Source organism: Streptomyces sp. NPDC051219 (genome assembly GCF_040682335.1).
GTDB lineage: Bacteria > Actinomycetota > Actinomycetes > Streptomycetales > Streptomycetaceae > Streptomyces.
In genome coordinates this window covers 75,554-101,109 of the sequence record NZ_JBFBAS010000007.1, presented here as the reverse complement: position 1 = coordinate 101,109, position 25,556 = coordinate 75,554, and the positions used below count along the sequence as shown (strand labels likewise).

Sequence of the window (25,556 nt, the reverse complement as noted above, 5' to 3'; positions counted from 1 at the left end):
ACGCGGGGCCACGTAGACGCGGGGCACCGCGTGGCAGCGCAGGCCGCGGGCGCCTCAGCCGAACGTTGCCCGCGCCAGCCAGAAGTCCAGCAGCTCCGCGTCGCCCAGTACCTCCACGCGGTCACTGTCTGCGGAGAGCCGCCGGTAGAAGACCTGGAGCACATCGGTGAGCGGCCCGCGCAGCGCGACCGTCGCCTTCTCGTGTCCGTGCCGCCAGGTGAAGCCGTCCTCGCCGAACTCGATGAGCCACTCGGCGTCCCGCACATCCGTGGCGTGCAGGTGGATGCTGCGGCCCGCGCCGCGCAGCTCCGCCGCCTCCTTGTCGGTGCCGGTGGACTGGGCCCAGGTCACGATGTCCAGCCACTCGTCGATGGTGTCCGCCGCGACCTCGGGGGCCACCTCGAAGACGATCCCCGCCGCGATCGCCGCGTCCGCGCGGTGGACGACCGTCTCATGGGTCATCCGGCGCGCCCAGAAAGCCGAGCGCCGCTCGTCCGTCCAGGTCCAGACGGTGGTGTCGGGACCGGTCGCCCGCAGCGTCCCGGCGAGCTTCTCGGCGCCCTCCGCGAGCCACGCGTCGAGTGCGGCGGCTTCCGCGTCGCCCGGTCCGAGGCCGTCGGGGACCTGATCCTCCGGGACGGGCTCCGTGGCCTTGGTACGTACGGTCGCCTCGGCCCAGCGGTGTGCACCGCCCACATGGCGGGCCAGATGCCCCAGCGTCCACTCGGGGCACGTGGGCACCGTCGCGGAGAGGTCGGCGTCGATGAGTACCGCCCTCAGGCGGTCGGTCTGTTCGACGATCTCGTCGCAGTAGTGTTCATGTCCCAGGTCAGTCATGCGGCAACCCTAGGCATGGCCACGGCTCCGGGAAAGGCCGTTTCAGCCGCCGAGCTGCGAGGTGGACGGGACCTTGTCCTTGACCTCGGCGCCCGCGCCCTTGCCGGCCTCCTTCACATCGCCGATGACCGACTCGAAGAGAGCGACGTCCGCGTCGCTCGCGTCGCCCCTGCGCAGCTTGGAACCGAGCTCCTTGAGGGATTCGATGCCCGCTGTCAGGGGAACGACCGCCTTCGACAGCAGCGGGTCGCCCTTGGCGTTGTTCACCGCCGCCTTCAGCCTGTTGTACGTGAAGACTCCCGCGAGGCCCGCCTTCACCAGCGCGACGCGGCGCCCCTCCGCGCCCTGCTTGAACCTGCCCTCACGGTACGGCTTGACTATCCACTGGTACGTCGCTCCCGCCGCGAGTCCCGCATTGGCGACGAAGCGCGTCTTGGCGAACTTCTGCGCCTCCGTCGATCCGCTCGGCGTGGCAGACGCGTCCTTGCCGTCGTCGCCGCAGGCAGTGGCGCCGGCCAGCAGCGCGCAGGACAGCAGCAGGGCCACAGCGGCGCGGCGTATCGGTGTGGTGGTCAGCACGGCGGTACCTCCGGGGTGGGCAGCCAGTCCTGCCCGGCAGCCTCACCCACCCCTGGGGACTCCGCCACTTGGGCTGGCCCGTTCGGGTTTCAAGCGCTCGAAACCGGCAACACGTTCGGCATGTCTCCACGCAGCGGAAGCAACCAGGCGGGGCGGATCGTCGCCGTCGTCGCCGATGTCCTGGCCTTCATCCTCGGCCTCTGGATTGTGATGTACCTGCTGGACGCGAACCGGGCCAACGACCTGGTCGAGTTCGTCCACGACGCGGCCAACTGGCTTGCCGGCTGGTCGCACGACCTGTTCACGTTCGATGAGGAGTGGGCACGCGTGGTCGCGGGCTACGGTCTCGCGGCTGTGGTGTACCTCTTCATCGGCCATGCGGTGGCAGGGCGGATGCACCGCCACTGAGCCAGGGCCGGCCCGTACGGGCCGGCCGCGGCTCTCCTGGGCCTAGCGGCAGCAGTCCGGGTCGAGCCCGGCCGGCAGCCGTTCCCCGCCGAAGACCGCGGTGGTCGCCTCGTCCCCCCCGAGGGCGGCCACCGCCAGCAGCAGCGAACCGGCCGTCCAGGTGGTCTGCTCGACCGGCCAGACGGCCTTGTCCTGGAAGACGTAACCCGTCCAGTACATGCCGTTCTCCGCGCGCAGGTGCCGGATCGACTGGAGTACCTCCAGAGCCCGGTCCGATTCGCCCATGGCCCAGAGGGCCAGGGCGAGTTCGCAGCTCTCGCCACCGGTCACCCAGGGATTGGGCAGCACACAGCGGACGCCGAGCCCCGGCACCACGAAGTCGTCCCAGCGCTCCTCGATCCGGGCCTTGGCGGCCAGGCCGGTCAGCGCACCACCCAGGACGGGGTAGTACCAGTCCATCGAGTAGTGGTTCTTGTCGAGGAAACGCTCGGGGTGGCTGCGGACCGCGTGCCCCAGCGCACCTGCCGCCAACTCCCAGTCGGGCTGCGGCTCCTCACGCTGCTCCGCGATGGCAAGGGCACAGCGCAGCGCCTGATAGATGGACGAACTGCCGGTCAGCAGGGCGTCGTTGACGGCCGCCCCGCCGTCCTCCGGGGCCTCCCGCTTCCAGCCGATCTCGCCACCGGGCTGCTGCAGCTCGAGGACGAACTCGATCGCGGCGAAGACCGTCGGCCACATCCGGTCGATGAACGCGTCGTCGCCGGTGGCCAGGTAGTGGTGCCAGACGCCGACGGCTATGTACGCGCAGAAGTTGCTCTCCCTGCCGCGGTCGGCCGGTCGGTCCGTGTTCACGCCGTCGGCGCCGTCCTGGTAGGCCGCGTACCAGGAGCCGTCCTCGTTCTGGTGGGCGGCGAGCCAGGCGTAGGCGCGTGCCGCCGCCTCGTGCTCACCCGCCGCGTCGAGCGCCATGGCCGCCTCGATGTGGTCCCACGGGTCGAGGTGATGGCCGCGGAACCACGGAATGGCGCCGTCCGCGCGCTGGACGGCGAGGATGCCGGCGACGGTCAGGGCGGCCTGCTCGGCGGTGAGTACTCCGGGCAGGACGAGGTGTTCCGTGCGCCCGAGAGAGCTCACGCGCCCACCCCGGGAGTGTGCGGCTTGGTCGCGTACGCCACGAAGCTCTTGCCGATCAGCGGGTTCAGCGCCTGCTCGGCAACCCGGGTGGCCAGCGGCTTCTTCATGATGTCCCAGACCAGGAGCTTGTGGTACGCCTTCACCGGCAGGGCCTGGTCGTTGTCGACGCCGAAGGCGCACTTGAGCCACCAGTACGGCGAGTGCAGCCCGTGCGCGTGGTGCGTGCCGTACGGCTTGAGGCCGGCTTCCCGCATCTTGCCGAGCAGTTCATCGGCCCTGTAGATGCGGATGTGGCCGCCCTCGACCTCGTGGTACGCGTCGGAGAGCGCCCAGCAGATCTTCTCGGGCCCGTAGCGCGGCACGGTGATCGCGATACGTCCGCCGGGCCTCAGCACCCGCACCATCTCGGCGAGCACGCCCTTGTCATCGGGGATGTGCTCCATCACCTCGGAGATGATCACGACGTCGAAGCTGTCGTCGGGGAAGGGGAGCGCGAGCGCGTCGCCCTCCATCGCGGTGGCGGTCGCCCCGGCCGGCGCCTCTCCGGCCTCCTTCATCGCAGCGAACCACCTGGCCACCTCGCGGATCTCCTCGCCGTTGCGGTCGAGGGCCACCACCTGGGCGCCGCGCCGGTAGCACTCGAAGGCATGGCGGCCTGCGCCGCAGCCGAGATCGAGCACGCGGTCGCCCGCGGCGAGCGGGAAGCGGGAGAAGTCCACGGTCAGCAAAGGGGCCTGCTTTCGCGGTCGAGCCGGTAGTCGAGCCGGTAGTCGAATCGGTGGTCGGCAAGGGGAAGTCGAGGGCTGAGCGCCCCGGCGGCCGGGGTTCGTGACGTCACCGTGCGCCCCCGCCCGGCACGGCGGCGCCGCGTCCCGACCTGGCGGCGATCGCCGCCCGGTAGTGCTCGGCGGTGCCGATGGCGGCCTGCCGCCAGGTGAACCGGGCCAGCACCCGCTGCCTGCCCGCGTCACCGAGCCGCGCCCGCAGTGCGGGGTCGCCGAGCAGCCGGCCGAGTGCCGCGGCGAGCGCGCCCGCGTCGCCCGGCTCGACGGCCAGGCAGGTCTCGCCGTCGGTGCCGGCGACCTCAGGGATCGCGCCACCGGTGGTGGCCACGAGCGGGGTGCCCGTCGCCATCGCCTCGGCGGCGGGCAGTGAGAAGCCCTCGTAGAGCGACGGGACGCAGGCGACCTGAGCGCCGCGCACCAGGTCGACGAGTTCCTGGTCGCTGATGCCCTTGACGAACTCGACGGCGCCCTGGAGCCCGTACCGGTCGATGGCCTGCGCCACCGGTCCGTCCTCGGCCCTCCGGCCGACGACGACCAGATGTGCCTGCGGATTCTCGGTGCGCAGCTTGGCGAGCGCCTCGACGAGGTGGATCAGGCCCTTGAGCGGTACGTCGGCGCTGGACGTCGTCACGATCCGGCCGGGGATGTCGGCGATCGTGGGGTCGGGCGAGAAGAGATCGGTGTCGGCGCCGATGTGGACCACATGTACGCGGTCCTGGCGTACGCCGAGGTGGTCGACGATCTCCTGCTTGGAGGAGCCGGAGACGGTGAGCACGGACGGCAGCCGCCGCGCGACCCGCTTCTGCATACGTGTGAACCCGTACCAGCGGCGCACGGACGCCCGCCTGCGCCAGTCCTGGGCGGCGTCCAGTTCGAGCTGCCGGTCGACGGTGATGGGGTGGTGGATCGTGGTGACCAGCGGCGCCCCGAGGTCCGCGAGGAACCCGTAGCCGAGGGTCTGGTTGTCGTGGATCACGTCGAACTCGCCCCGCCGGGCGGCCAGATGACGCCGCGCGCGCAGCGAGAAGGTCAGCGGCTCGGGAAAGCCGCCGGTCCACATCGTGGAGACCTCGAGGGCGTCGATCCAGTCGCGGTACTCACCGCGCTTGGGAGTCCGGAAAGGGTCCGGATGACGGTAGAGATCGAGGCTGGGCAGCTCGGTGAGCGTGGGGCCCGAAACTGCGTTGAGTACGGATTCGTCGGAGACGGGCGTGTCGAGCACCGGATAGGGCTGCGAGCCGATCACTTCCACGCGGTGGCCGAGACGGGCCAGCTCGCGGGAGAGGTGCCGCACGTAGACGCCCTGACCGCCGCAGAACGGGTTCCCCTTGTACGTGAGGAGTGCGATGCGCAACGGACGTCCGCCATCGGCGGTCGCGCCCACGCGAGGGCCCGCCACTATGGCCTCAGCGGTCACTCTCGGCACCCCTCTCACTGCACTTTCGCCGGAGCGTAGCCGCTCGCGCTAATGTAGAACAAGTTACAGACTTGATCGCCCAAGGAGCTTTGAATCTACCGGCCGGGAGCAGCGCCGTAACGGCCGGATCAGGTGATTCGCGCCACGGCAGCCGCTCCTGCCATGCTGTGCCACCCCGGAGCAGCCCCCGGAAGAGCGCAGCGCGGATGAATGCCACGGAGTGGGACATATGACAGCGGAAGCCAAGGCAGCCACCCCTGCGTCCGGGCCACTGACCGAACGCCAGGAGGCGCGCCGCCGCCGCATCCTGCACGCCAGCGCCCAACTGGCCAGCCGGGGCGGCTTCGACGCCGTGCAGATGCGTGAGGTCGCGGAATCGTCGAGCGTCGCGCTGGGCACGCTGTACCGCTACTTCCCCTCCAAGATCCACCTGCTGGTCGCCACCATGCAGGACCAGTTGCAGCACATGCACACAACGCTGCGCAAGCGCCCTCCGGCCGGCGACGATCCGGCCGCCCGGGTCTCGGAGACGCTGATGCGTGCCTTCCGCGCACTTCAGCGCGAACCTCATTTGGCCGACGCGATGGTCCGGGCCCTGACCTTCGCGGACCGCAGCGTCAGCCCCGAGGTGGACACGGTCTCCCGGCTCACCACGGCGATCATTCTGGACGCGATGGGCCTGGAGGGCCCGCCGACGCCGGAGCAGCTCTCCGCCGTCCGGGTCATCGAGCACACCTGGCACTCGGCGCTGATCACCTGGCTGTCCGGACGCGCGTCGATCGCACAGGTGAAGATCGACATCGAGACGGTCTGCCGCCTGATCGACCTGACGACGCCGGGCGCAGCGCACTCGGGCGAAGCGCACTCGGGCAGCGCGACGCAGGGGGACGGATAGCAGGGCGCCACGCGGCCGCGACGAGGACAGCCAGAGTGACGGCGTCTCCTGCGGGAGGGCCGGCCGCCGGGCCGAGCGGCCCGGGCGATCACCGCAGGAGTCTCGCTGGCCCGGAGTCGCCAGGCCCTGTCCGGGCCTACTCCTCGGGCGGGAACACCAACTCCCCGCCGTCCAGCAGCGTGATCGTGATCGCCTCCACCGGGCAGCCCTCCGCCGCCGCCAGCATCTGCTCATTGGCGTCGGTCTCGGCGGCGACCGGATGCGCCTGCCGGGCGGAGTCCAGCGTGAAGCCGGTGGGCGCGTGGTTCACGCACATTCCGGAGCCGATGCAGACCCCGCGGTCCACTTCGACATGCCAGCGGTCGCCCATCAGCCTTCCCATCCCGCCGGGAGGTGGATCATCTTGTGCTCAAGGTACTCGCCGAAGCCCTCGGGCCCGAACTCCCTGCCCAGGCCTGAGCTCTTGTATCCGCCGAACGGCCCAAGCATGTCGAGACTGAAGGTGTTCACGTTGTACGTACCGGTCCGTATCCCGCGCGCGAACGCGATGCCGCGCTCGACGTCCTCGGTCCATACGCTGCCGCTCAGCCCGTAGTCGGAGTCGTTGGCGATCCTGACCGCCTCGTCCTCGTCCCCGTACGGCAGCAGGCAGATGACCGGCCCGAAGATTTCCTCGCGGGCGATCCGCATCCCGTTGTCGACCCCGCCGAACAGGGTCGGTTCGACGTACCACCCGCGCTCGTGGCCGGCCGGACGCCCACCGCCGGTGAGAATCTTCGCGCCTTCCTCCTGGCCGATCCTGATGTAGTCGAGTGAGCGCTGCTGCTGTCGCCCGGCCACCAGCGGGCCGACCTGGGTCGCCGGGTCCAACGGGTCACCGACGACCAGCGCGCCGGCCGCCGCCGCCAAGGCCTCGGCGATCTCGTCGTACCGGCTGCGCGGCGCGAGTATGCGGGTCTGGGCGACGCAGGCCTGGCCGTTGTTCATCCACGCGGCGGGCACGATGCCGGCGACCGCCGTCTGAAGATCCGCGTCGGGCAGGATGACGGCCGCGGACTTGCCGCCCAGTTCCAGCGTGACGCGGCTGAGATTGCGCGCGGCCACCTCCATCACCCGCTTGCCCGCCGCCACCGATCCGGTGAACGAGACCTTGTCGATGCCCGGGTGCCCGACCAGGTACTCGCTCACCTCGCGGTCGGCCGGGACGATGGACAGAACCCCCTCGGGGAGCCCGGCCTCCCGCGCGATCTCGGCCAGGATGTACGAGTCGAGCGGCGACTCGGGCGACGGCTTCAGCACCACGGTGCAGCCGGCCAGCAGTGCCGGCCCCAGCTTGGCGGCCGCGGTGAACTGCGGGACGTTCCATGGAATGACGGCCGCGACCACGCCGACCGGCTCCCGCCGCACCAGGATCCGGCCGAGCGCCCCGGCCCGCCGCTCCTCGTACGGAAAGTCACGCGCGACCGTGATCGCCGCGTCCCAGACCATCATCGCTCCGAGCGCCTGCGCGAGGACACTCCAGGAGTACGGGGAGCCGTTCTGGGCGCTGATGGACCTCGCGATCTCCTCGTGGCGTACCGCGATCGCGTCCTTGATCCGGGTGATGACGGCTATCCGCTCGTCCAGGCTCGCCCGGGGCCAGGGACCCTCGTCGAACGCCCTGCGCGCCGCGGCGACGGCACGGTCCACATCCGCTCGCGAGGCATGCGGCACCCGGCCGATGACCTGCTCGGTGTGGGGCGAGATCACCTCGATGGTGTCGCGGCCGAGGGGATCCACCAACTCCCCGCCGATGAACAGCTTTCCATGTTCCACGAGCTCGGTCATGGCTGATGCCTCCTGCGGGCCGCCCGGGGCGTTGCTGACACTGCGTTCCTGACACTGTTTCAGAACTGATACCAGTTCTAGTTGCAGTAGTCCACGGCAGGAGCGCCTCGCGGGAGCCACGGAGAGTCTCCCGAAGCGCGCCACCCGACGGCCGGGGCGTCGCGCGAGGTCGCGTGTGCGGCATTCGGGTGAGACGGTGGAGATCGTCGAGTGCCGAGTGCCGAGTCCCGGACACCGGTCGCCTCACCATCTGCGTCTACCAACGGCGCCCGCTCACGCAGCCGAGAAGCCGGCGTCGCGCAACCCGGCCGCGTCACGTGGCCCGACCCATGCCACCCGGCCCGGCCCGTCTCTGTGCCGGCGGCATCGGCGGCAGGCACCCCCGGCCGTTCGACGAGCGTCCGATCGGCGCGGAGAATGAGTGGGGCAGGTGGTGACGATGCCGACGTGGAAATTGCGGGACTTCCGCGACGACGATCTGGACCGTGCCATCCGGATATGGGATCAGGACCGGCAGGCGGACGATGCAACGCCCGTGTTTCCCGTCTCCGAGGTCATGGCCGCGGCCCGGACCGGCGGTCCCGTCGTCGTCGCGGTCGTGGGCGACGAGATGGTGGGCATGGCGGTGGCGCAGGCCAAGGACGAACGGGCCTGGATCACGCTGGTGGCCCTGGCCGCGCCGTGGCGCAACCGCGGGATCGGCAGTGCCTTGATCGCCGAGCTCGAGCGGCGCCTTCGGGTGCACGGGGTACGCCGGATCGGGGCGCTCCTCCCGCCGGGGGCGACAGGAACCGCGGCCCTGGAGAACTCCGGCTACCGGACCCGCACCGGACTGGTCTTCTACGAGAAGATCGAGCATCTCGGCGCGAGCGACGCGGGTCTGCTCGCGGAGCTCGGCGGGAGGGTACTGCCGCGGGGACTGTGGGGTGCCCTTGGGGGCATGGAGCGGGAGAAGGAAGCCATCGAACAGCGGATCGTGCTGCCGCTGGCAGAACCCGCGCTGGCAGACCGGTACGGGGTGACGCCGCCGAAGGCGGTCATCCTCTTCGGCCCGCCCGGTACCGGCAAGACCAGCTTCGCCAAAGCCGTCGCCTCCCGGCTCGAGTGGCCGTTCGTGGAGCTATTCCCCTCCCGGCTGGCCGCGGGAGACTCCGGAAGCCTGGCGACCTCACTCCGGGACACGTTCGCCGATCTGGCTGAGCTGGAGACCGTCCTGCTGTTCATCGACGAGGTCGAGGAGATCGCCGCCGTCCGGTCCGGCCTGGCCGTCGATCCCGGCCACGGAGTCACCAACGAACTGCTCAAGCTGATTCCCGGCTTCCGCGACCACGACGACCGCATGCTGATCTGCGCGACCAACTCCGTCCGCTCCCTCGACCCGGCGTTCCTGCGCCCCGGCAGGTTCGACTACGTCATCCCGGTCGGCCCTCCCGACCCGGTGGCGCGGGAGGCGATCTGGCAGCGCTACCTCGGCACGGCCGCCGACGAGGTCGAGCTGCACCGGCTGGTGGAGGCCAGTGAGATGTTCACACCCGCCGACATCGAGTTCGCCGCCCGCAAGGGCGCCCACGCCGCGTTCGAGCGCGAAGTCGCCGACCGCCAAGGCGCGCCGGCCAGTACCGAGGACTACCTCGCCGCCATCGCAGACACCCGGCCCACACTCACCGACCAGGCGCTCTCCCAGTTCCGGGAGGACATCGAGCGCTACGTACGCATGTGACGTGGGGCCGGGCCGCCCGTGGGCCGTGCAAGACCGGCAACCAGTGACCGGCGGTCGAGCGATCACCGCAGGTCAGCCAACTCCACGAGACAACAGTCGACTTGGGCGACCATTGGAACCAGTTCTAGTTATAGTGGGCAACGGCCGTGCTGCCGGAGAGAGACGAGGGGCCTCATGACGCAGGTGTCCGACCACGGCGGAGGCGTCTGGAGCATCAAGGTCCCCATCCCGGACAATCCACTCGGCCACACGCTCGTCCACCTGCTCGACACCGACCGGGGCCCGGTGCTGATCGACACCGGGTGGGACGACCCCACCTCCTGGAACACCCTCGTCGCCGGACTCGCCGCGCTCGACGTGTCCGTGGGGGACGTGCACGGCGTCGTCATCACCCACCACCACCCCGATCACCACGGTCTCTCCGGGCAGGTCCGCGACGCTTCCGGCGCCTGGATCGCCATGCACTCGGCCGACACCGAGGTCGTCCGGCGCACCCGCGCCGCCGAGCCCGGCGTGTGGCTCGACTACCTGGCGGCCAAACTGGCCGCCGCCGGCGCGCCCGTGGACCACACCGCCCCCCTGCGCGCCGCCCGCGAGTCCGGGCGTATGCGAACCCTGCCGGGGCTGCGGGCCGCGCTCCCCGACCGCGAGATCGTGCCCGGAGAACTGCTCGGTCTCGCCGGGCGCCGGCTGCGCGCCGTCTGGACGCCGGGCCACACCCCCGGCCACGTCTGCCTGCACCTGGAGGAGGCCCATCCCGCGAACCGCCCCGGCAACGGGCGGCTCTTCTCAGGCGACCACCTGCTGCCCGGCATATCCCCGCACATCGGCCTCTACGAAGTCCCCGACGAGAACGGGGACACCCCGGTCACCGATCCCCTCGGCGACTACCTCGACTCCCTCGAGCGCATCGGCCGTCTGGCACCCGCCGAGGTCCTCCCGGCCCACCAGCACGCGTTCACCGACGCCCCGGCTCGGGTGCGGGAGTTGCTCACCCACCACGAGGCCCGGCTCCAGGGGCTCCGGGACCTGCTCGCCACGCCGCTCACCCCCTGGCAGCTCGCCGAGCGCATGGAGTGGAACCGCCCGTGGGAGCAGATCCCGTACGGCTCCCGGAACATCGCCGTCTCGGAGGCCGAGGCGCATCTGCGTCGTCTGGTGAAGCTGGGCCGGGCCGAGGCGGTCCCGGACACGGATCCGGTCACGTACCGGGCGGTGTGACCACCGGCGGCCGACGGCGGCCGGCGGCGTGTCCGCGTCCCGGTTCAGCCTGCCTGCAACTCCTCAAGAATGTCGCGGAGTTCGCCCAATGTGGCGGGTGTGCTTGTGGGCACCGCGGGTCCGGCGGTGCGCGGGGACGGGACGCGGCCGGGCGCGGCGCTGGCCCGTACCGTGGTGCCCGTCCTGGAGCCGGAACTCGGGGAGATCGACCGCCTGCGCAGTGTGGCGGAGCTGGTGCCGCTCCGCCCGGCGCGCGGGAAAGCCCTCCGTGCGACCAGGGTCTGCCGTCCGGTCGGCCAGGCACCGCCTCGCACCATTTCGACGGGCTCCGCGGTACCGCCCCCGGGCGGCCGGCTACGGGCCGGTACAGTGTGCGAGTCGTCATCATGCCCGTTACGGGGGGAAGCCGGTGCAATTCCGGCACTGACCCGCAACCGTGTGCCGCCCTCTCCGGCGGTGAGTCGGACTGCCCCGTCGGACGTGACCGGCTCGTGCCATCGGGACCCCGGTGGCCGGCACCGTCGAGGTATACGGAGCCGGAGCCTGGTACCTGAGCGTGCCTGCGTCCGGCTCCCCAGTGGAGAGGCACCACCCGCCATGACCGTCCGCCGCAGCGCAGCCGCGCTCGCAGCTTCCGCCGTGCTCTGCGTGGCCGCTGCCCCCACCGCCTTCGCAGCGCCGTCGCCGGCACCGGTGATCCCCTCCGGCCTGTACGGCAAGAAGGACCCGACGTACGACGGCGTCTGGCGGCAGTCGCTCGCCCTGCTGGCCCAGGACACCGTGGGGGTCACGCCCGCGAAGAAGGCTGTGGACTGGCTGGTCGGGCAGCAGTGCGCGACCGGCGCCTTCGCCGCGTTCCGTGCCGACGCCTCCAAGCCCTGCGACGCCAAGACGATGGTGGACAGCAACTCGACCGCCGTCGCCGTGCAGTCACTGGCCGCGCTCGGCGGGCACGCGGACACGGTGAAGAAGAGTGCCGGCTGGCTGAAGTCCGTACAGAACGACGACGGCGGCTGGGGCTACATGCCCGGTGGGCCGAGTGACGCAAACTCCACGTCGGTCGTCATCGGCGCGCTGGCCGCGGCGGGCGAGAAGCCGGCAGAAGTGAAGTCGAAGAAGGGCAGGTCGGCGTACGACGGCCTGGTGTCCTTCCGGCTCGGCTGCACTGCGAAGGAAACCGACCGCGGCTCCTTCGCGTACCAGCCCGACAAGGCCGGCAAGCTCGCCCCGAACGGCGACGCCACCGCGGCTGCCGCACTGGCCGGGCTCGGCAAGGGGCTGGCCGTGGAGCCGCTCGGCAAGACCGACGCCGCCGTGGCGCAGCCGGCCTGCGAGACGGACGCCGTCGCGGTGACCGGGGAGGCGGCCGCGCGGGGAGCCGCCGCATACCTCGCGCAGACGCTGGCGAAGGGCGGACAGCACCTGACGGCCCTTACGCCGGGTGCCGACGAGCCCACGCCCGACATCGGCAACACCGCGGACGCCGTCATAGCCCTGGCCGCGGGCAAGCACAAGGACGCGGCGGCCGGACCGGTCGGATGGCTGCAGAGGAACTCCGCCGAGTGGGCGAAGGACAACCCGGCCGGCCTCGGCACGCTCGTCCTGGCCGCGCATGCGACGGGCACGGACCCGCGCGCCTTCGGCGGCGCCGACCTCGTGCGGCAGCTTAACGCGACGGGCCCGGCTCCCGAGTCCGCCGCGAAGCCCGTCGAGCAGAAGGACGAGAACAAGAACGGCAAGGACGGCAACGACGAGAAGGACGGCGACGAGTCCGGGGCCGGCGTCTGGTGGATCGTGGGTGTGGGCGGCGTCGCCGGAATCGGCATCGGCTTCCTGATCAGCGGCCGCAAGAAGAACCAGCAGCTCTGATGCGGACCCGGATCGCCGCCTTCGTCCTCGCGCTCGGCACCCTCGTCACGGTGCTGGGCGCGGGGCCCGCCCAGGCGGCCGGATACCGCTACTGGTCGTTCTGGGACCGGGACGGCGTGGCGTGGAAGTACGCCGCCCAGGGGCCGTCGCTGGCCAGGCCGGCCGACGGTGACGTCCAGGGCTTCCGTTTCTCCGTCAGCGAGGACTCCCAGGATTCCGCGAAGCCGCGCGGAGCGGCGGACTTCGAGGCGATCTGCGGCAGCACCCCCGCACGGGACGGCCGGAAGCGTGTCGCGCTGGTCATCGACTTCGGTAAGCGGGGAGACGCGCCCGGAGGCGAGACGCCGCCCGCGACGCGTACGGAGTGCGCGCAGGTCGGCGTGGAGGCGACCAGCGCGGAGGCACTGGCAGCGGTCGCGAAGCCGCTGCGCTACAACGGCGACGCCCTGCTGTGCGCGATCGCGGGCTACCCGAAGACCGGATGCGGCGAGCGGGTCTCGGGCGGTACGCCGAAGTCCTCCCCGTCCGCCGCCCCGTCCGCGTCCCCCGCCGGTGCCTCGGACGGCGGCCCGTCCGCAGGCCTGGTCGCGGGCATCGCGGCCGTACTCGGCCTCGGCGCGGCGGGCGCGTGGCAGGCTCGCCGCCGCCGCGGCCAGGGCTGACCGGACGCGGATCGATGACGCACACCGCGTTCGGGAAGCGGCTCCGGGCGCCCGGGGCCGGCCGTAGCAACGCGCTGCACGCCGGCGCCTGGTGGCTGTGGGCTCTGGGGCTCGCCACCGCCGCTTCCCGGACCACCAACCCCCTCCTGCTCGGTCTACTGGTCGGCGTCGCCGGCTACGTGGTCGCCGCCCGCCGCACCGACGCCCCATGGGCCCGCTCGTACGGCGCGTTCGTCAAGCTCGGTCTCGCCGTTATCGCGATCCGCCTTGTCTTCGCCGTCTTCCTCGGCTCCCCCATTCCCGGCTCGCACACGCTTTTCACCATGCCCGAACTCCCCCTGCCGGACTGGGCACAGGGTGTGCGCATCGGGGGCCGGGTGACCGCCGAGGGCATGGTCTTCGCGCTGTACGAAGGTCTGAAGCTGGCCACCCTGCTCATCTGTGTGGGCGCCGCGAACGCCCTCGCCAACCCCGCCCGGCTGCTCAAGTCCCTGCCCAGCGCCCTCTACGAAGTGGGCGTGGCCGTCGTCGTCGCGATGACCTTCGCGCCGAACATGGTCTCCGACGTCGTCCGGATGCGCGCCGCCCGCCGGCTCCGGGGCCGTCCGACCGGCGGCATCAAGGCGGTCCTGCAGATCGGACTGCCGGTGCTGGAAGGCGCGTTGGAACGCTCGGTGGCAACCGCCGCCGCGATGGACGCCCGCGGGTACGGCCGTACCGCACAGGTGCCGAAGGCCGTGCGCCGCACCACCAGCACCCTCACCGTCGGGGGGCTGCTCGGCGTGTGCGCCGGGTCGTACACGCTGCTCGCCGCCGAGGGCGCCGCCTTCGGGCTGCCGGTCCTGGCCGCCGGGCTCGCCGCCGCCCTCACCGGGCTCTGGCTCGGCGGCCGCCGCAGCGTGAGGACCCGCTACCGCCCGGACCGCTGGGGCGTGCGCGCCTGGCTGGTGTCCGGTTCGGGGGCGGCCGTCGCGGCGCTGATGATCTGGGCCGGTTCGTACGACGCCGGGGCCCTGCACCCCGGCGTCGTCCCCCTGACCGCACCCGAGTTCCCGCTGTGGCCCGCGGCTTCGGTTCTGCTCGGTCTGCTTCCTGCCTTCGTGGCCCCCCTTCCGAACCTTCCGAAGGAGTCCGGGTGATCCGGTTCGAGAACGTCTCCGTCACATACGACGGCGCGCCGGCCCCGGCCCTCCAGGGCGCTGACCTCACCGTCCCCGAAGGGGAGCTGGTCCTGCTGGTCGGCCCGTCCGGAGTCGGCAAGTCGACTCTGCTGAACGCGGTGTCCGGACTGGTCCCGCATTTCACCGGCGGCACGCTGCACGGCCGCGTCACCGTGGCGGGCCGCGACACCAGTACGTTCAAACCGCGCGAACTCGCCGACGTCGTCGGAACCGTGGGGCAGGACCCGCTCGCCCACTTCGTGACCGACACGGTCGAGGACGAGCTGGCGTACGGCATGGAGTCGCTCGGCATCCCGCCGGACACCATGCGGCGCCGCGTCGAGGAGACCCTCGACCTGCTCGGCCTGGCCGACCTGCGCGACCGGCCGATCGCCACGCTCTCGGGCGGCCAGCAGCAGCGCGTCGCGATCGGTTCCGTCCTCACCCCGCACCCGCGCGTGCTCGTCCTCGACGAGCCGACGTCGGCGCTCGACCCTGCGGCCGCGGAGGAGGTTCTCGCCGTGCTCCAGCGTCTCGTCCACGACCTCGGTACGACCGTACTGATGGCCGAGCACCGCCTGGAGCGGGTCGTGCAGTACGCGGACCAGGTCATCCTGCTCCCCGGTCCGGGCCAGTCCCCAGTCATGGGTGAGCCCGCCGAGATCATGGCCGTCTCACCGGTGCACCCGCCGGTCGTGGCGCTCGGGCGGCTGGCCGGCTGGGACCCGCTCCCTCTTTCCGTACGTGATGCGCGCCGCGGGGCGGGCCCGCTGCGCGAGCAGCTCTCCGCGCTCGCCCCGCCCCGCCCCGCGCAGCCGCCCGCGGCCGCCGCGGTGGCCGAAACGGCCGGACTGTCGCTGCACCGCGGCCGGGTGGAGGCGCTGCGCCGGGTCTCGCTGTCCGTACGGCCCGGCGAGACGATCGCGCTGATGGGCCGCAACGGCGCCGGCAAGTCCACGCTCCTCAGCACGCTCGTCGGCATGCACGAGCCGGACTCCGGGTCGGTACGCGTGGGGGGCGCGGCCCCCCACCGGACCAGCCCGGGCGAGCTGATCCGCAAGGCCGGACTCGTACCGCAGGAGCCACGGGATCTGCTGTACGCGGACACGGTGGCCGCCGAGTGCCGGGCGGCGGACCGCGACGCGGAGGCCGCGCCCGGCACCTGCCGGGCGCTGGTCCGCGAGCTGCTGCCGCACGTACCCGACGGCACCCACCCCCGTGACCTGTCCGAGGGGCAGCGGCTGGCGCTGGCCCTGGCCATCGTGCTGACCTCCCGGCCGCCGCTGCTGCTGCTCGACGAGCCGACCCGTGGTCTTGACTACGCGGCGAAGGCGCGGCTGACCGCCATCCTGCGCGCCCTGGCGGCCGAGGGCCACGCGATCGTGCTGGCCACCCACGATGTCGAACTGGCAGCCGAGCTGGCACACCGGGTGGTGATCCTGGCCGACGGCGAGATCGTCGCGGACGGGCCGACCGCCGAGGTCGTCGTCTCTTCCCCGTCCTTCGCCCCACAGGTCGCGAAGATCCTCGCGCCGCAGGAATGGCTGACCGTTCCGCAGGTCAGGGCCGCACTGTGACTGAGCCGGACACCGCTTCGGGCGGTCAGCGCGCCGCTTCGAGGGGCCAGGACCGCCAGGTGCGCGCCGTGCGGCTCGGCCCCCGGTCGGTAACCGCGCTCGCGCTGGTCAGCGCGATCGGCGTGGTGGCTTTCGGATGGCCGCTGCTCACCCACACCGCCTCCGGCCTCGCGCACTCCAAGGACGCGCCCTGGCTCTTCGCCGCGCTGCTGCCGCTCCTTGTCGCCGTGGTCGTGGCGACCATCGCCGACTCGGGGCTGGATGCCAAAGCCGTGGCGATGCTCGGCGTGCTGGCGGCGGTGGGCGCCGCCCTGCGGCCGCTGGGCGCCGGGACCGCGGGCCTGGAGCCCATGTTCTTCCTGATGGTGCTGAGCGGACGGGTGCTCGGACCCGGCTTCGGCTTCGTCCTCGGCTCGGTCACGATGTTCGCGTCCGCGCTGCTCACCGGTGGGGTCGGGCCGTGGATGCCGTTCCAGATGCTGTCGATGGGGTGGGTCGCGCTGGGCGCCGGCCTGCTGCCGGGCCCGGACCGGCTGCGCGGCCGCGCCGAGCTGTGGATGCTCGCCGCGTACGGGGCGCTGGCCTCGGTGTTCTACGGCACGGTGATGAACCTCCAGGGCTGGACGTACATCCCTGGTCTGGGTTCCGGCATCTCCTTCGTGCCCGGGGACCCCGTGCACGAGAACCTGGTGCGCTTCCTGGCCTACTGCCTGGCCACCTCGCTGGGCTGGGACCTGCCGCGGGCCGCGCTCACCGTCGTACTGACTCTGACCCTCGGCGGGACCCTCCTCAAGGCGCTGCGCCGGGCCACCCGCCGGGCGGCTTTCGACGCCCCGGTTTCCTTCACAGCGGTGTAGTGCGGGGCTGCCGACCGTGACGAGCGGGTGCCCTGCGGGTGAGGCCGCCCACAGGACCTACGTCACATACGAATCGCCGTAGTAGACCTGATGTCCAGTTTATTCACCCTTCACAGCCATTGCGGCCTGCGGAAACACCTCGGGACGTGCCGGGCCGCCCCCAACCCCGGCTGCGACCGGCACTAGTAAGTGGGCTGATTGCCACCCCGGCGAAGGCCCGGCTAGAACTGGATGTGTCGCCACGGCGGCCAGGGCGCACAGCCCGCCGCACCGAGTGCAGCGCACATCCCCTCTTACACGAGTGGCTACTGCCTGCCCGCGACCGATTCTGTCCCCTTCGGAAGGTTCTCCGTGTCCAACGCCGTCATCCGCCGCATCGCCACCAGCAAGAAGACCCTCGCCGGCGCCGTCGTCACCCTGGGCACCGTCGGAACCCTGCTCGCCTCGGTCCCCGCCCAGGCGGCGGCCCCCACGGACGCCAGGGCCATTGCGGAGAAGATGATCCCGGACGACGCGCAGTTCCAGGCGTTCAGCAACATCGTGGAGCACGAGAGCGGCTGGAACGCGGCCGCCACCAACCCGTCCTCCGGCGCGTACGGCCTGGTCCAGGCGCTGCCCGCCTCGAAGATGGCTTCGGCCGGCTCCGACTGGAAGACCAATCCGGCCACCCAGATCGAGTGGGGCCTGGACTACATGAACGAGCGCTACGGCAGCCCGGTGGGCGCGTGGAACTTCTGGCAGGCCAACGGCTGGTACTGATCAGCCGCAGCACCGATCGGCACGGCTGATCGGCCTGGACACCGAGCCCCGGTGGCCGACCTCATGGTCGGCCACCGGCGCCTTCCGGCCGTCCGGCACCGGTCAGAGCCGCTGGATGATGGTCCCGGTGGCGAGCGCGCCGCCCGCACACATGGTGATCAGCGCGAACTCCTTGTCCCGCCGCTCCAGTTCGTGCAGGGCGGTGGTGATCAGCCGGGCGCCGGTCGCCCCCACCGGGTGGCCGAGGGCGATCGCCCCGCCGTTCACGTTGACCTTCTCCAGGTCCTGTTCGAAGACCTGGGCCCAGCTCAGCACCACCGACGCGAACGCCTCGTTGATCTCGACGAGGTCGATGTCCTTGAGCGACATCCCGGCCTTGCCCAGCACCGCGCGCGTCGCGTCGATCGGCCCGTCGAGGTGGAAGTGGGGGTCGGCGCCCACGAGTGCCTGCGCGACGATACGAGCACGCGGCTTCAGCTTGAGCGCCCGCGCCATCCGCTTCGACGCCCACATGACCGCGCACGCCCCGTCGGATATCTGCGAGGAGTTGCCGGCGGTGTGCACGGCGGTCGGCATCACCGGCTTGAGACCGGCGAGGGCCTCCATCGACGTGTCGCGCAGACCCTCGTCACGGTCGACGAGCCGCCACATCCCCTGACCGGCCCGTTGCTCCTCCTCCGTGGTCGGCACCTGCACCGCGAAGGTTTCGCGCTTGAAGCGCTCCTCCGACCAGGCGACGGCCGCCCGCTCCTGGGAGAGCAGCCCGAGCGAGTCGACCCGTTCCCGGCCGAGCCCGCGGTGGCGCGCGATGCGTTCGGCGGCCTCGAACTGGTTGGGCAGGTCGACGTTCCATTCGTCGGGGAAAGGCTTGCCCGGTCCGTGCTTGGAGCCGCTGCCGAGCGGCACCCGCGACATCGCCTCCACACCGCACGCGATACCGACATCCATGACGCCGCCGGCGATCATGTTGGCGACCATGTGGTTGGCCTGTTGCGAGGAGCCGCACTGGCAGTCCACGGTGGTGGCGGCGGTCTCGTAGGGAAGGCCCATGGCGAGCCAGGCGTTGCGGGCCGGATTCATGGACTGTTCGCCGGCATGGGTGACCGTGCCGCCGACGATCTGCTCGACGCAGTCGGCGTGGATGGCGGTACGGGCGAGGAGTTCGCGGTAGGTCTCGCCCAGCAGATAGGCGGGGTGGAGATTGGCCAGCGCACCTCCGCGCTTGCCAATGGGGGTGCGTACTGCTTCGACGATGACGGGTTCCGCGGCCATGAGCTCGTCCTCCTCCACATTCCGTCAGGCGTCCCGGCGCCCCACGGACGGCTGTGTGCGGTCCGGGGCGCCCCGAACCGCGAAGTAGTACGCGTTCTAGTTATTCCCGCAGTCTTATGAGTGCTACCCCCGGTACGCAAGGGTCTTGCACGCCTCTTGCACCGGTTCCTCACGCAACAGTTGGCGCCGCGACTCTTGCCACTTCTAGAACTCGTTACTACCTTCGGGCCAAATTCTGATGGGACGTCAGACTTTGGAGTTGCCCATGCCCTGCCCAGCGCTGCCCGAAGGGTTCGACTTCACCGATCCCGACCTGCTGCAAGCCCGCGTTCCCCTTCCGGAGTTCGCACAGCTGCGGCAGACCGCTCCGGTCTGGTGGTGCGCCCAGCCCCGGGGTATCACCGGCTTCGACGACGAGGGGTACTGGGCCGTCACCCGTCACGCGGACGTCAAGTACGTCTCCACTCACCCGGAGCTCTTCTCCTCCCACACCAACACCGCGGTCATCCGCTTCAACGGGACGATCAGCCGCGACCAGATCGAGGTACAGAAGCTGATCATGCTCAATATGGACCCGCCGGAGCACACCCGGGTCCGCCAGATCGTCCAGCGGGGCTTCACTCCCCGGGCCATACGGTCACTCGAAGACGCCCTGCGCAACCGTGCCCGCAAGATCGTCGAGACGGCGGTCGCGGGCGCCAAGCCCGACGGCAGCTTCGATTTCGTCAACAACATCGCCGTCGAACTCCCGCTCCAGGCCATCGCCGAGCTCATCGGCGTCCCCCAGGAGGACCGGGCCAAGATCTTCGACTGGTCCAACAAGATGGCGGCGTACGACGATCCGGAGTACGCCATCACGGAGGAGATCGGCGCCGAGGCGGCCATGGAGATCGTCTCGTACTCGATGAACCTCGCCGCCGCCCGCAAGGAGTGTCCGGCCCACGACATCGTCAGCCAACTGGTCGCGGCCGAGGGCGAGGGCAACCTCAACTCCGACGAGTTCGGCTTCTTCGTCATCCTGCTCGCCGTCGCCGGCAACGAGACCACGCGCAACGCCATCACCCACGGCATGCACGCCTTCCTCACCCACCCCGAGCAGTGGGAGCTCTACAAGCGTGAGCGCCCCGAGACGGCCGCGGAGGAGATCGTCCGGTGGGCCACGCCCGTCGTCTCGTTCCAGCGCACCGCCACCCAGGACACCGAGCTGGGCGGCCAGAAGATCAGGGCGGGCGACCGGGTCGGCATCTTCTACTCGTCCGCCAACCACGACCCCGAGGTCTTCGACGACCCGGACCGGTTCGACGTCACGCGAGACCCGAATCCGCATCTGGGCTTCGGCGGCGGAGGCCCGCACTTCTGCCTGGGCAAGTCCCTCGCCGTGCTGGAGATCGACCTGATCTTCAACGCCATCGCTGACGCGCTGCCCGGCCTGCGCCTGACCGGCGACCCGCGCCGGCTGCGCTCGGCTTGGCTCAACGGTGTCAAGGAACTCCGGGTCAGCTGCGGCTGACCGGTCTCCGTTCCGGGCGGCAGGGGCAGTCCCACCCACGCCCCCGCCCCTGCCGCCCGTACCCCCACGGCCCGTACCCCTGCGGCCGTTCAGGTCTTGGAGGCTTCCGCACCCACCTGGGCCGGTTCCCGCTCCAATTGCTCCGGGATGCGTGGCAGCGCGAGGAGCACCGTGCGCGGCCCCGACAGGACGTATACCAGGCCGAAGCCGGCCGCCACGACGGCCGCTCCGCCGAACGCGTCGAGCACCCAGTGGTTGGCGGTGGCCACGATCGCGCAGACCGTCATCAGCGGATGGACGAGACCGAGCAGCTTCATCCACAGCTCCGGGGCGAGCAGCACGATGACGATCCCGCACCACAGCGACCAGCCGAAGTGCAGCGACGGCATCGCCGCGTACTGGTTGGTCACCGCGGTCATCGCCCCGTAGTCCGGGTTGGCCAGATCCTGCGGGCCGTGCACCGTGTCGACGAAGCCGAGACCCGGCATCAGGCGCGGCGGAGCGAGCGGATAGAACCAGAAGCCGACCAGCCCGAGCACGGTGGCGAAGCCGAGCGAGGCCCGGGCCCACCGGTAGTGCGCCGGGCGGCGCCAGTACAGCACTCCGAGGATCGTCAGCGGCACGACGAAGTGGAAAGACGTGTAGTAGAAGTTGAAGACCGTCTCCAGCCACGGAGTCCTCACCACCGCTTGGTTCACCCAGTGCTCGAAGTCGAGGGCGAGCAGGTCCTCGACGGAGAGGATCTGGCGGGCGTGCTCCTCGGCGGCCGTGCGGCCCCCGGTGGCGGCGGCCCGGATGTGTGAGTACAGCGAGTAGCCGACCCTGATCACCAGGAGTTCGAGCAGCAGGTTCGGACGGCTGAGCACCCGCCGCCAGAACGGCAGCAGAGGCACCCGGCTCCAGCGGGCGGGCGCGGCCCTCGCGTAGTCGGTGGGAACCGGGCTCTGCCAGTACGGCGAGGTCCTGGGCAGGAACGGCACCGCGCACGCGGCGGCCAGCGCGGCCAGCAGCAGGACGTTGTCCCGCAGGACCGCGAGCGCGGCGAGGTTCGGCAGCAGTACCGAGCTGGGCAGCGTCATCACCAGCACGACGGCCGCGGGCCACACCATGCGGTCCGCCGCGCGCCTGCCGACCCGGCCGACCACCGCCAGCAGCACCCACAGCAGCTGGTGCTGCCACCCGGTGGGCGAGACGGCAACCGCCGCACAGCCGGTGAGGGCGACGGCCAGCAGCAGCTGCCCGTCCTGTGCGTACCGGACGGCGCGTCGCAGCCCGACGTAACAGACACCGGCGGCCAGCATGACGAACAGCGCGATCTCGAGCGGGCCTTGTACTCCCAGACGCAGCAGAGCACCGTGCAGCGACTGGTTCGCGAGGCTGTCCGCGCGCCCGCCCAGGCCGGTGCCGGCCAGGTGGTGCACCCAGTACGTCCACGAGTCGTACGGCAGCGCCACCCAGGCGAGCACCGAGCAGCCGGCGAACGTGGCCGTGGTGGAGGCCGCGGCACGGCGGCGCCCGGTGAGCCAGAGCAGCGGGGCGAAGAGCAGCAGGGCGGGCTGGAGTGCGGCACCGAGGCCGATGAGTACGCCGGAACGGCGTTGGCCGGAGCCCAGAAAGCACCCGAGCAGTACGAGGAGTATCGGGATGATGCTGGTCTGGCCGAGCGAGAGCGCGTTGCGCACCGGCAGAGACAGCATCAGCAGCGTGATCGCCACCGGGGCCGCGAGCAGGGACGTGCGCCGGGAGACGGGACCCGGCAGGGCGCGTGCGGCAACGACCCCCAGGACGACGACCAGCAGCAGGGTCCCGAAGGTCCAGGCCACGCCTAGGGCCTGCTCGGCGGAGCGGGCGAGTGGTTTCAGGACGAGCCCGGCGAAGGGCGTGCCGGTGAACTGGTCCTGCTCGTACAGCGAGCCCGACACATGCAGAACGCCGTTCTCCCCGATCCAGGTCTCCAGATCGGTCAGCCGATCTCCCGGGGGCAACCGCAGGACGGCCGCCGCATGACGCACCGCCAGGACGGCTGCGAGCAGCCACAACACCACCCGTGCCGCCCCGAGCCGGTTGACCGCCGTGCCCCCCGGTCTGCCCGGTCCGCTGTGCTCTGCATTCACCACGCCCCGCCGGCCCTCCCACCCATTGCCCTCACCCGTCCCTGGGCGTAGAGCCTCGCATTGCCCTCCGCGTAGGACGCAGGCCACCCCCGGCCACCTGAGCGTCGCCTGGCTGCCGCCCCGGATTCGTCCGGATGTCGATGATGCGGGGTGCGGGCTGATCCGTCCAACCCCGGGACGGCACGGCGTGCGTCGGGTAAGCGGCGCCCGGACGGTGAGCTGCACCGCGATCGGGCCGGACCGACGACCCGGCCCTCCGCCCGGCCGGACCTACCGCGGCGCCTGCGCCTGCCAGCCGGCGAACAGCGGCACGTCGCCCGTACCGTCGAGGACGGCGAAGCCGAAGGGGCGGTCGAAGGCGACCCGCTCGATACGCCGCGGCCGCGGGGGCGCGCCGCCCGGCTGCATGAGGACAACGGTCGCCGCCGCGGCCTCGACCCCCAGCTCGGCGACTTCGACGACGGCTTCCTGGGCGACAACCGAGATCGCCAGCCGCTCCGGCGACAGCCCGGAGAAATCGGCCTGAGCCGTCGTGGCCCGGTGCACTCCCAGGGCAGGCAGCTGCGGAGTGACGTCGATGGCCGTACGGACGGAGAAGCGCGGCAGCGCGACCACCACATCTTCGGCGTCGAGGGGCGTGCGCAGACCGCCGTCCGCCCAGGCGGCGGGGAGCACGTCGACAGGCGCGGCACCCGCCTCCCCCAGGACGAAGCGCACCCGCGCCCCCTGGTTCCGGCACCGCAGCTCGACGACGGTCGCTCCGCCGACTCGCCAGACCTCGCCGGGCAAGGTGTTGCGGTGCATGGTCGGCACCCGGTGACGCACCCCGGAGGCATCGGTGAAGTCCGAGTCCCGGGTGCGGTGCGGCTCGAAGGGCTGCGCCCAACGCGCCTTCAACGCCAGGACGTTGACAAGAGCCAGCAGAGTGCCCGGCTGCAGCGGCACCGGCAGGCGCTCGACCAGCCCCTCAGTCCGCTCTCGCACCCACGCGTCGATCGCGTGCGCGTCGATCGCGCCGAACCCGATACCGGGCAGCGCCTCGCGGTAGGCCCGGTAGACCGGCACCTGGCTCCACACTCCGGTCGCGACCGCCAGGGCGTCCGTCTCCGCCAGCGCCCGCGCGGCCGATGTCACCGCCTCGGCCGCCTCCGGCTCCGCCACGCCGAGCAGCGCCCGCAGCTCACCGGCGGTCTCCTGCCGCGCGCCCGCGGCGACAGCGCCGAGAGCCAGCCAGAGCCCGGCGGGCGAGCACACGAAGTCCTCGCTCCCGTCGCTCAGCTCCCGAAGCCACCGCTCGGCCACCGACCGCACTGCGATGCCGTACGCACCCGTCCGCGCCCCGTACTCCATGCCAACCCCCTTCGCACCACGGCAGGATCGGTAGTCTCACACGCCTGCTCCGGCGCCGCGGCCGGGTGAGGCAGGATGGGCGGCATGAGCATCGTGAAGATCAATGTGCTGACCGTCCCCGAGGAACAGCGCGAGGTGCTGGAGAAGCGCTTCGCCGCCCGTGCCGGCGCCGTGGAGAACTCCGACGGCTTCGAATGGTTCGAGCTGCTGCGGCCGGTCGAAGGTACCGATCAGTACCTCGTCTACACCCGCTGGGCCGACGAGGCTTCCTTCCAGGCCTGGATGGAGGGGCCGATGAAGGCTGCCCACCAGGGCGGCCAGGGTTCGGCGGAGGGCGGCGAGCGTCCCAGGCCGGCAGCGTCCGGTTCCACCCTGTGGTCTTTCGAGGTCGTTCAACAGGCCGCCCCGAAGCAGGGCTGAAGAAGCCTGAGGAGTGCGCCGCCCCCGCGACGACCGCACCGCGCGGGGGCGCCGCAGCCTCGGCAGGCGACCCGGCGCGCGATTCCGACGCATACCCGGGCGGCGTTCCGGACAGCGACTCGGGCGGCTCTTCCGCGGAGGACTGGGGGGGTGGGGTCGAGAAGCGGGACGGGAGTCAGCTCCAGAAGGCGTCCGTTTCGTCGATGTCCTGGGTGCACTCGTCGATGTCGGAGATCTTTCCGCCGACGATGGTGAAGAAGAGGCCGGCACGCTCCTCCAGGCCACGGTTGCCCCGGTCGGCACGGAACAGGTGCACGGACATGGCGTGCCCGCGCCCGTCGGCGAGCACGGTTTCGAGCTGGACCTGCATGGTCCCGTTGGTCTCCTCGTCGAGTCGGCGGTAGAGCCCCAGAACGGCGTCACGGCCCTTGTGGTGCCCGGAAATAGGGTTGTTACCGGGTATGTGGTGCACGACGTCCGCCGTCATCAGGGAGCCAAGGGTCTCCATGTCACCCTTGCTGAACGCTTCATAGCTCCGGCGTACCAGGGCACTGTCCGGGTGTTCAGCCATAGCGGTTCACACCCTCTCTTTCGTGTGATTTCCGGCCAGTTCCATCATCCGCCGGGCAATAGAGGCTGTCCACGCCGACCACCCGCGGGCCAGAATGATCGCCATGCCCCGGTCAATCACACCCTGGTCCGTCGCCCCGGAGCCCTGTAGCACCCCCGAGGCGAGCGCGCTTCGCCGCGCGTACTACGACGAGGTGGCCAGCCGCTACTGGGGCCGCCCCGCGACCGAGGAGGAGGTCGACCAGGGGCTCGCGGCCGACCCCGCCGACGAACTGGTACCGCCCACCGGCGAGTTTGTCGTGGGACGTTACGACGGCCGGGCGGCGGCGTGCGGCGGCCTGCGGCTCCTCGATCCTGAGACCGCGGAGTTGACCCGCGTTTACGTACGCCCGGATCTGCGCGGCACGGGTGGTGGCGGCGCGCTGCTGGCCGCCCTGGAGACCGCCGCCCGTGCGCTCGGCGCACGCAGGATCAGGCTCGACACCCGCCACGACCTGGTGGAAGCGCGGCAGCTGTACGCCAAGCACGGCTATGTGGAGATCCCGGCGTACAAGAGTGACCCGTACGCCGAGCACTGGTTCGAGAAGAAGATCGGCTGACCGAGCGGCGCGCG

Annotated in this window: 24 protein-coding genes and 1 riboswitch; of the genes, 13 read left to right on the top strand and 11 right to left on the bottom strand. The window is 71.3% G+C overall.

Annotated features, from left to right (window positions below):
- Positions 1-54 precede the first annotated feature (54 nt).
- The gene (locus AB0M62_RS11240) at positions 55-837 is read right to left on the bottom strand and encodes a maleylpyruvate isomerase family mycothiol-dependent enzyme (RefSeq protein ID WP_366073883.1); all 783 of its coding nucleotides are present in this window, start codon (positions 835-837) and stop codon (positions 55-57) included.
- Positions 838-879: 42 nt separating this feature from the next.
- On the bottom strand, positions 880-1,416 hold the full coding sequence (locus AB0M62_RS11235) for a hypothetical protein (protein ID WP_366073882.1): 537 nt from the start codon (positions 1,414-1,416) through the stop codon (positions 880-882).
- 120 nt (positions 1,417-1,536) lie between these two features.
- Between AB0M62_RS11235 and AB0M62_RS11230 the strand changes: the two genes are divergently transcribed.
- The gene (locus tag AB0M62_RS11230) at positions 1,537-1,824 is read left to right on the top strand and encodes a hypothetical protein (RefSeq protein ID WP_366073881.1); all 288 of its coding nucleotides are present in this window, start codon (positions 1,537-1,539) and stop codon (positions 1,822-1,824) included.
- A 42-nt stretch (positions 1,825-1,866) separates the two neighbouring features.
- Here the strand turns inward: AB0M62_RS11230 and AB0M62_RS11225 are convergent, their stop codons facing one another.
- The 3 genes from AB0M62_RS11225 to AB0M62_RS11215 all read right to left on the bottom strand — a co-directional run bounded on the left by AB0M62_RS11225 (position 1,867) and on the right by AB0M62_RS11215 (position 5,160).
- Complete coding sequence (locus tag AB0M62_RS11225) at positions 1,867-2,958, bottom strand: prenyltransferase (RefSeq protein WP_366073880.1); 1,092 nt, start codon at positions 2,956-2,958, stop codon at positions 1,867-1,869.
- Positions 2,955-3,686 carry a class I SAM-dependent methyltransferase gene (locus AB0M62_RS11220; RefSeq protein ID WP_366073879.1) on the bottom strand — a complete coding sequence of 244 codons (732 nt, stop codon included), beginning with the start codon at positions 3,684-3,686 and terminating at the stop codon, positions 2,955-2,957. The genes AB0M62_RS11225 and AB0M62_RS11220 overlap by 4 nt, the downstream gene beginning before the upstream one ends.
- A gap of 106 nt (positions 3,687-3,792) precedes the next feature.
- A complete protein-coding gene (locus tag AB0M62_RS11215; protein WP_366073878.1) occupies positions 3,793-5,160 on the bottom strand; it encodes a glycosyltransferase family 4 protein in 1,368 nt (455 codons plus the stop codon).
- Between the two features lie 229 nt (positions 5,161-5,389).
- Here AB0M62_RS11215 and AB0M62_RS11210 point away from each other — a divergent pair, with 229 nt between their 5' ends.
- Entirely contained in the window at positions 5,390-6,055 is a 666-nt protein-coding gene (locus AB0M62_RS11210) for a TetR family transcriptional regulator (RefSeq protein WP_366073877.1), read from the top strand.
- A 136-nt stretch (positions 6,056-6,191) separates the two neighbouring features.
- On the opposite strand, the gene AB0M62_RS11205 is transcribed toward AB0M62_RS11210, so the two are convergent.
- Positions 6,192-6,425: a ferredoxin gene (locus AB0M62_RS11205; RefSeq protein ID WP_366073876.1), complete on the bottom strand. Its 234-nt coding sequence runs from the start codon at positions 6,423-6,425 to the stop codon at positions 6,192-6,194.
- Positions 6,425-7,882, bottom strand: a complete 1,458-nt coding sequence (locus tag AB0M62_RS11200) for an aldehyde dehydrogenase (protein WP_366073875.1) — start codon at positions 7,880-7,882, stop codon at positions 6,425-6,427. The genes AB0M62_RS11205 and AB0M62_RS11200 overlap by 1 nt, the downstream gene beginning before the upstream one ends.
- 439 nt (positions 7,883-8,321) lie before the next feature.
- Here AB0M62_RS11200 and AB0M62_RS11195 point away from each other — a divergent pair, with 439 nt between their 5' ends.
- The 8 genes from AB0M62_RS11195 (at position 8,322) to AB0M62_RS11160 (ending at position 17,707) form a co-directional block, all read left to right on the top strand.
- Positions 8,322-9,602, top strand: coding sequence for a bifunctional GNAT family N-acetyltransferase/ATP-binding protein (locus tag AB0M62_RS11195; RefSeq protein WP_366073873.1), 1,281 nt, complete (start codon positions 8,322-8,324; stop codon positions 9,600-9,602).
- Between the two features lie 174 nt (positions 9,603-9,776).
- A complete protein-coding gene (locus AB0M62_RS11190; RefSeq protein ID WP_366073872.1) occupies positions 9,777-10,823 on the top strand; it encodes an MBL fold metallo-hydrolase in 1,047 nt (348 codons plus the stop codon).
- Between the two features lie 399 nt (positions 10,824-11,222).
- Positions 11,223-11,295: riboswitch (cobalamin riboswitch) on the top strand.
- 125 nt (positions 11,296-11,420) lie between these two features.
- Positions 11,421-12,692: a prenyltransferase/squalene oxidase repeat-containing protein gene (locus AB0M62_RS11185; RefSeq protein WP_366073871.1), complete on the top strand. Its 1,272-nt coding sequence runs from the start codon at positions 11,421-11,423 to the stop codon at positions 12,690-12,692.
- Positions 12,692-13,354 carry an SCO2322 family protein gene (locus AB0M62_RS11180; protein WP_366073870.1) on the top strand — a complete coding sequence of 221 codons (663 nt, stop codon included), beginning with the start codon at positions 12,692-12,694 and terminating at the stop codon, positions 13,352-13,354. Before AB0M62_RS11185 ends, AB0M62_RS11180 begins: the two co-directional genes overlap by 1 nt.
- Positions 13,355-13,368: 14 nt before the next feature.
- A complete protein-coding gene (locus AB0M62_RS11175; protein ID WP_366073869.1) occupies positions 13,369-14,493 on the top strand; it encodes an energy-coupling factor transporter transmembrane protein EcfT in 1,125 nt (374 codons plus the stop codon).
- Positions 14,490-16,091 (top strand): ATP-binding cassette domain-containing protein, encoded by a 1,602-nt coding sequence (locus AB0M62_RS11170; protein ID WP_366073868.1) that lies wholly within the window; start codon positions 14,490-14,492, stop codon positions 16,089-16,091. The genes AB0M62_RS11175 and AB0M62_RS11170 overlap by 4 nt, the downstream gene beginning before the upstream one ends.
- Before the next feature lie 59 nt (positions 16,092-16,150).
- Positions 16,151-16,948, top strand: coding sequence for an ECF transporter S component (locus AB0M62_RS11165; protein ID WP_366074013.1), 798 nt, complete (start codon positions 16,151-16,153; stop codon positions 16,946-16,948).
- A gap of 351 nt (positions 16,949-17,299) precedes the next feature.
- Positions 17,300-17,707 (top strand): transglycosylase SLT domain-containing protein, encoded by a 408-nt coding sequence (locus tag AB0M62_RS11160; RefSeq protein WP_366073866.1) that lies wholly within the window; start codon positions 17,300-17,302, stop codon positions 17,705-17,707.
- Positions 17,708-17,809: 102 nt separating this feature from the next.
- Here the strand turns inward: AB0M62_RS11160 and AB0M62_RS11155 are convergent, their stop codons facing one another.
- Positions 17,810-18,979, bottom strand: coding sequence for a steroid 3-ketoacyl-CoA thiolase (locus AB0M62_RS11155; RefSeq protein ID WP_366073865.1), 1,170 nt, complete (start codon positions 18,977-18,979; stop codon positions 17,810-17,812).
- Positions 18,980-19,244: 265 nt separating this feature from the next.
- On the opposite strand from AB0M62_RS11155, the gene AB0M62_RS11150 reads away from it, so the two are divergent.
- Positions 19,245-20,489 carry a cytochrome P450 gene (locus AB0M62_RS11150; RefSeq protein WP_366073864.1) on the top strand — a complete coding sequence of 415 codons (1,245 nt, stop codon included), beginning with the start codon at positions 19,245-19,247 and terminating at the stop codon, positions 20,487-20,489.
- A gap of 89 nt (positions 20,490-20,578) precedes the next feature.
- On the opposite strand, the gene AB0M62_RS11145 is transcribed toward AB0M62_RS11150, so the two are convergent.
- The gene (locus AB0M62_RS11145; protein WP_366073863.1) at positions 20,579-22,606 is read right to left on the bottom strand and encodes a bifunctional glycosyltransferase 87/phosphatase PAP2 family protein; all 2,028 of its coding nucleotides are present in this window, start codon (positions 22,604-22,606) and stop codon (positions 20,579-20,581) included.
- Between the two features lie 267 nt (positions 22,607-22,873).
- The gene (locus tag AB0M62_RS11140; RefSeq protein ID WP_366073862.1) at positions 22,874-23,953 is read right to left on the bottom strand and encodes a serpin family protein; all 1,080 of its coding nucleotides are present in this window, start codon (positions 23,951-23,953) and stop codon (positions 22,874-22,876) included.
- 84 nt (positions 23,954-24,037) lie between these two features.
- Between AB0M62_RS11140 and AB0M62_RS11135 the strand changes: the two genes are divergently transcribed.
- Positions 24,038-24,373 (top strand): antibiotic biosynthesis monooxygenase, encoded by a 336-nt coding sequence (locus tag AB0M62_RS11135; RefSeq protein WP_366073861.1) that lies wholly within the window; start codon positions 24,038-24,040, stop codon positions 24,371-24,373.
- A gap of 175 nt (positions 24,374-24,548) precedes the next feature.
- On the opposite strand, the gene AB0M62_RS11130 is transcribed toward AB0M62_RS11135, so the two are convergent.
- Positions 24,549-24,944 carry a nuclear transport factor 2 family protein gene (locus AB0M62_RS11130; RefSeq protein WP_366073860.1) on the bottom strand — a complete coding sequence of 132 codons (396 nt, stop codon included), beginning with the start codon at positions 24,942-24,944 and terminating at the stop codon, positions 24,549-24,551.
- A 103-nt stretch (positions 24,945-25,047) separates the two neighbouring features.
- On the opposite strand from AB0M62_RS11130, the gene AB0M62_RS11125 reads away from it, so the two are divergent.
- The gene (locus AB0M62_RS11125) at positions 25,048-25,542 is read left to right on the top strand and encodes a GNAT family N-acetyltransferase (protein ID WP_366073859.1); all 495 of its coding nucleotides are present in this window, start codon (positions 25,048-25,050) and stop codon (positions 25,540-25,542) included.
- The last annotated feature ends 14 nt before the right edge of the window (positions 25,543-25,556 follow it).

Coding starts and splice junctions, on each gene's coding strand:
- AB0M62_RS11150 (WP_366073864.1), top strand. CDS start 19,245: ATGCCCTGCCCAGCGCTGCCCGAAGGGTTCGACTTCACCGATCCCGAC.
- AB0M62_RS11200 (WP_366073875.1), bottom strand. CDS start 7,882: ATGACCGAGCTCGTGGAACATGGAAAGCTGTTCATCGGCGGGGAGTTG.
- AB0M62_RS11210 (WP_366073877.1), top strand. CDS start 5,390: ATGACAGCGGAAGCCAAGGCAGCCACCCCTGCGTCCGGGCCACTGACC.
- AB0M62_RS11175 (WP_366073869.1), top strand. CDS start 13,369: ATGACGCACACCGCGTTCGGGAAGCGGCTCCGGGCGCCCGGGGCCGGC.
- AB0M62_RS11180 (WP_366073870.1), top strand. CDS start 12,692: ATGCGGACCCGGATCGCCGCCTTCGTCCTCGCGCTCGGCACCCTCGTC.
- AB0M62_RS11130 (WP_366073860.1), bottom strand. CDS start 24,944: ATGGCTGAACACCCGGACAGTGCCCTGGTACGCCGGAGCTATGAAGCG.
- AB0M62_RS11195 (WP_366073873.1), top strand. CDS start 8,322: ATGCCGACGTGGAAATTGCGGGACTTCCGCGACGACGATCTGGACCGT.
- AB0M62_RS11125 (WP_366073859.1), top strand. CDS start 25,048: ATGCCCCGGTCAATCACACCCTGGTCCGTCGCCCCGGAGCCCTGTAGC.
- AB0M62_RS11155 (WP_366073865.1), bottom strand. CDS start 18,979: ATGGCCGCGGAACCCGTCATCGTCGAAGCAGTACGCACCCCCATTGGC.
- AB0M62_RS11190 (WP_366073872.1), top strand. CDS start 9,777: ATGACGCAGGTGTCCGACCACGGCGGAGGCGTCTGGAGCATCAAGGTC.
- AB0M62_RS11240 (WP_366073883.1), bottom strand. CDS start 837: ATGACTGACCTGGGACATGAACACTACTGCGACGAGATCGTCGAACAG.
- AB0M62_RS11185 (WP_366073871.1), top strand. CDS start 11,421: ATGACCGTCCGCCGCAGCGCAGCCGCGCTCGCAGCTTCCGCCGTGCTC.
- AB0M62_RS11205 (WP_366073876.1), bottom strand. CDS start 6,425: ATGGGCGACCGCTGGCATGTCGAAGTGGACCGCGGGGTCTGCATCGGC.
- AB0M62_RS11140 (WP_366073862.1), bottom strand. CDS start 23,953: ATGGAGTACGGGGCGCGGACGGGTGCGTACGGCATCGCAGTGCGGTCG.
- AB0M62_RS11230 (WP_366073881.1), top strand. CDS start 1,537: ATGTCTCCACGCAGCGGAAGCAACCAGGCGGGGCGGATCGTCGCCGTC.
- AB0M62_RS11135 (WP_366073861.1), top strand. CDS start 24,038: ATGAGCATCGTGAAGATCAATGTGCTGACCGTCCCCGAGGAACAGCGC.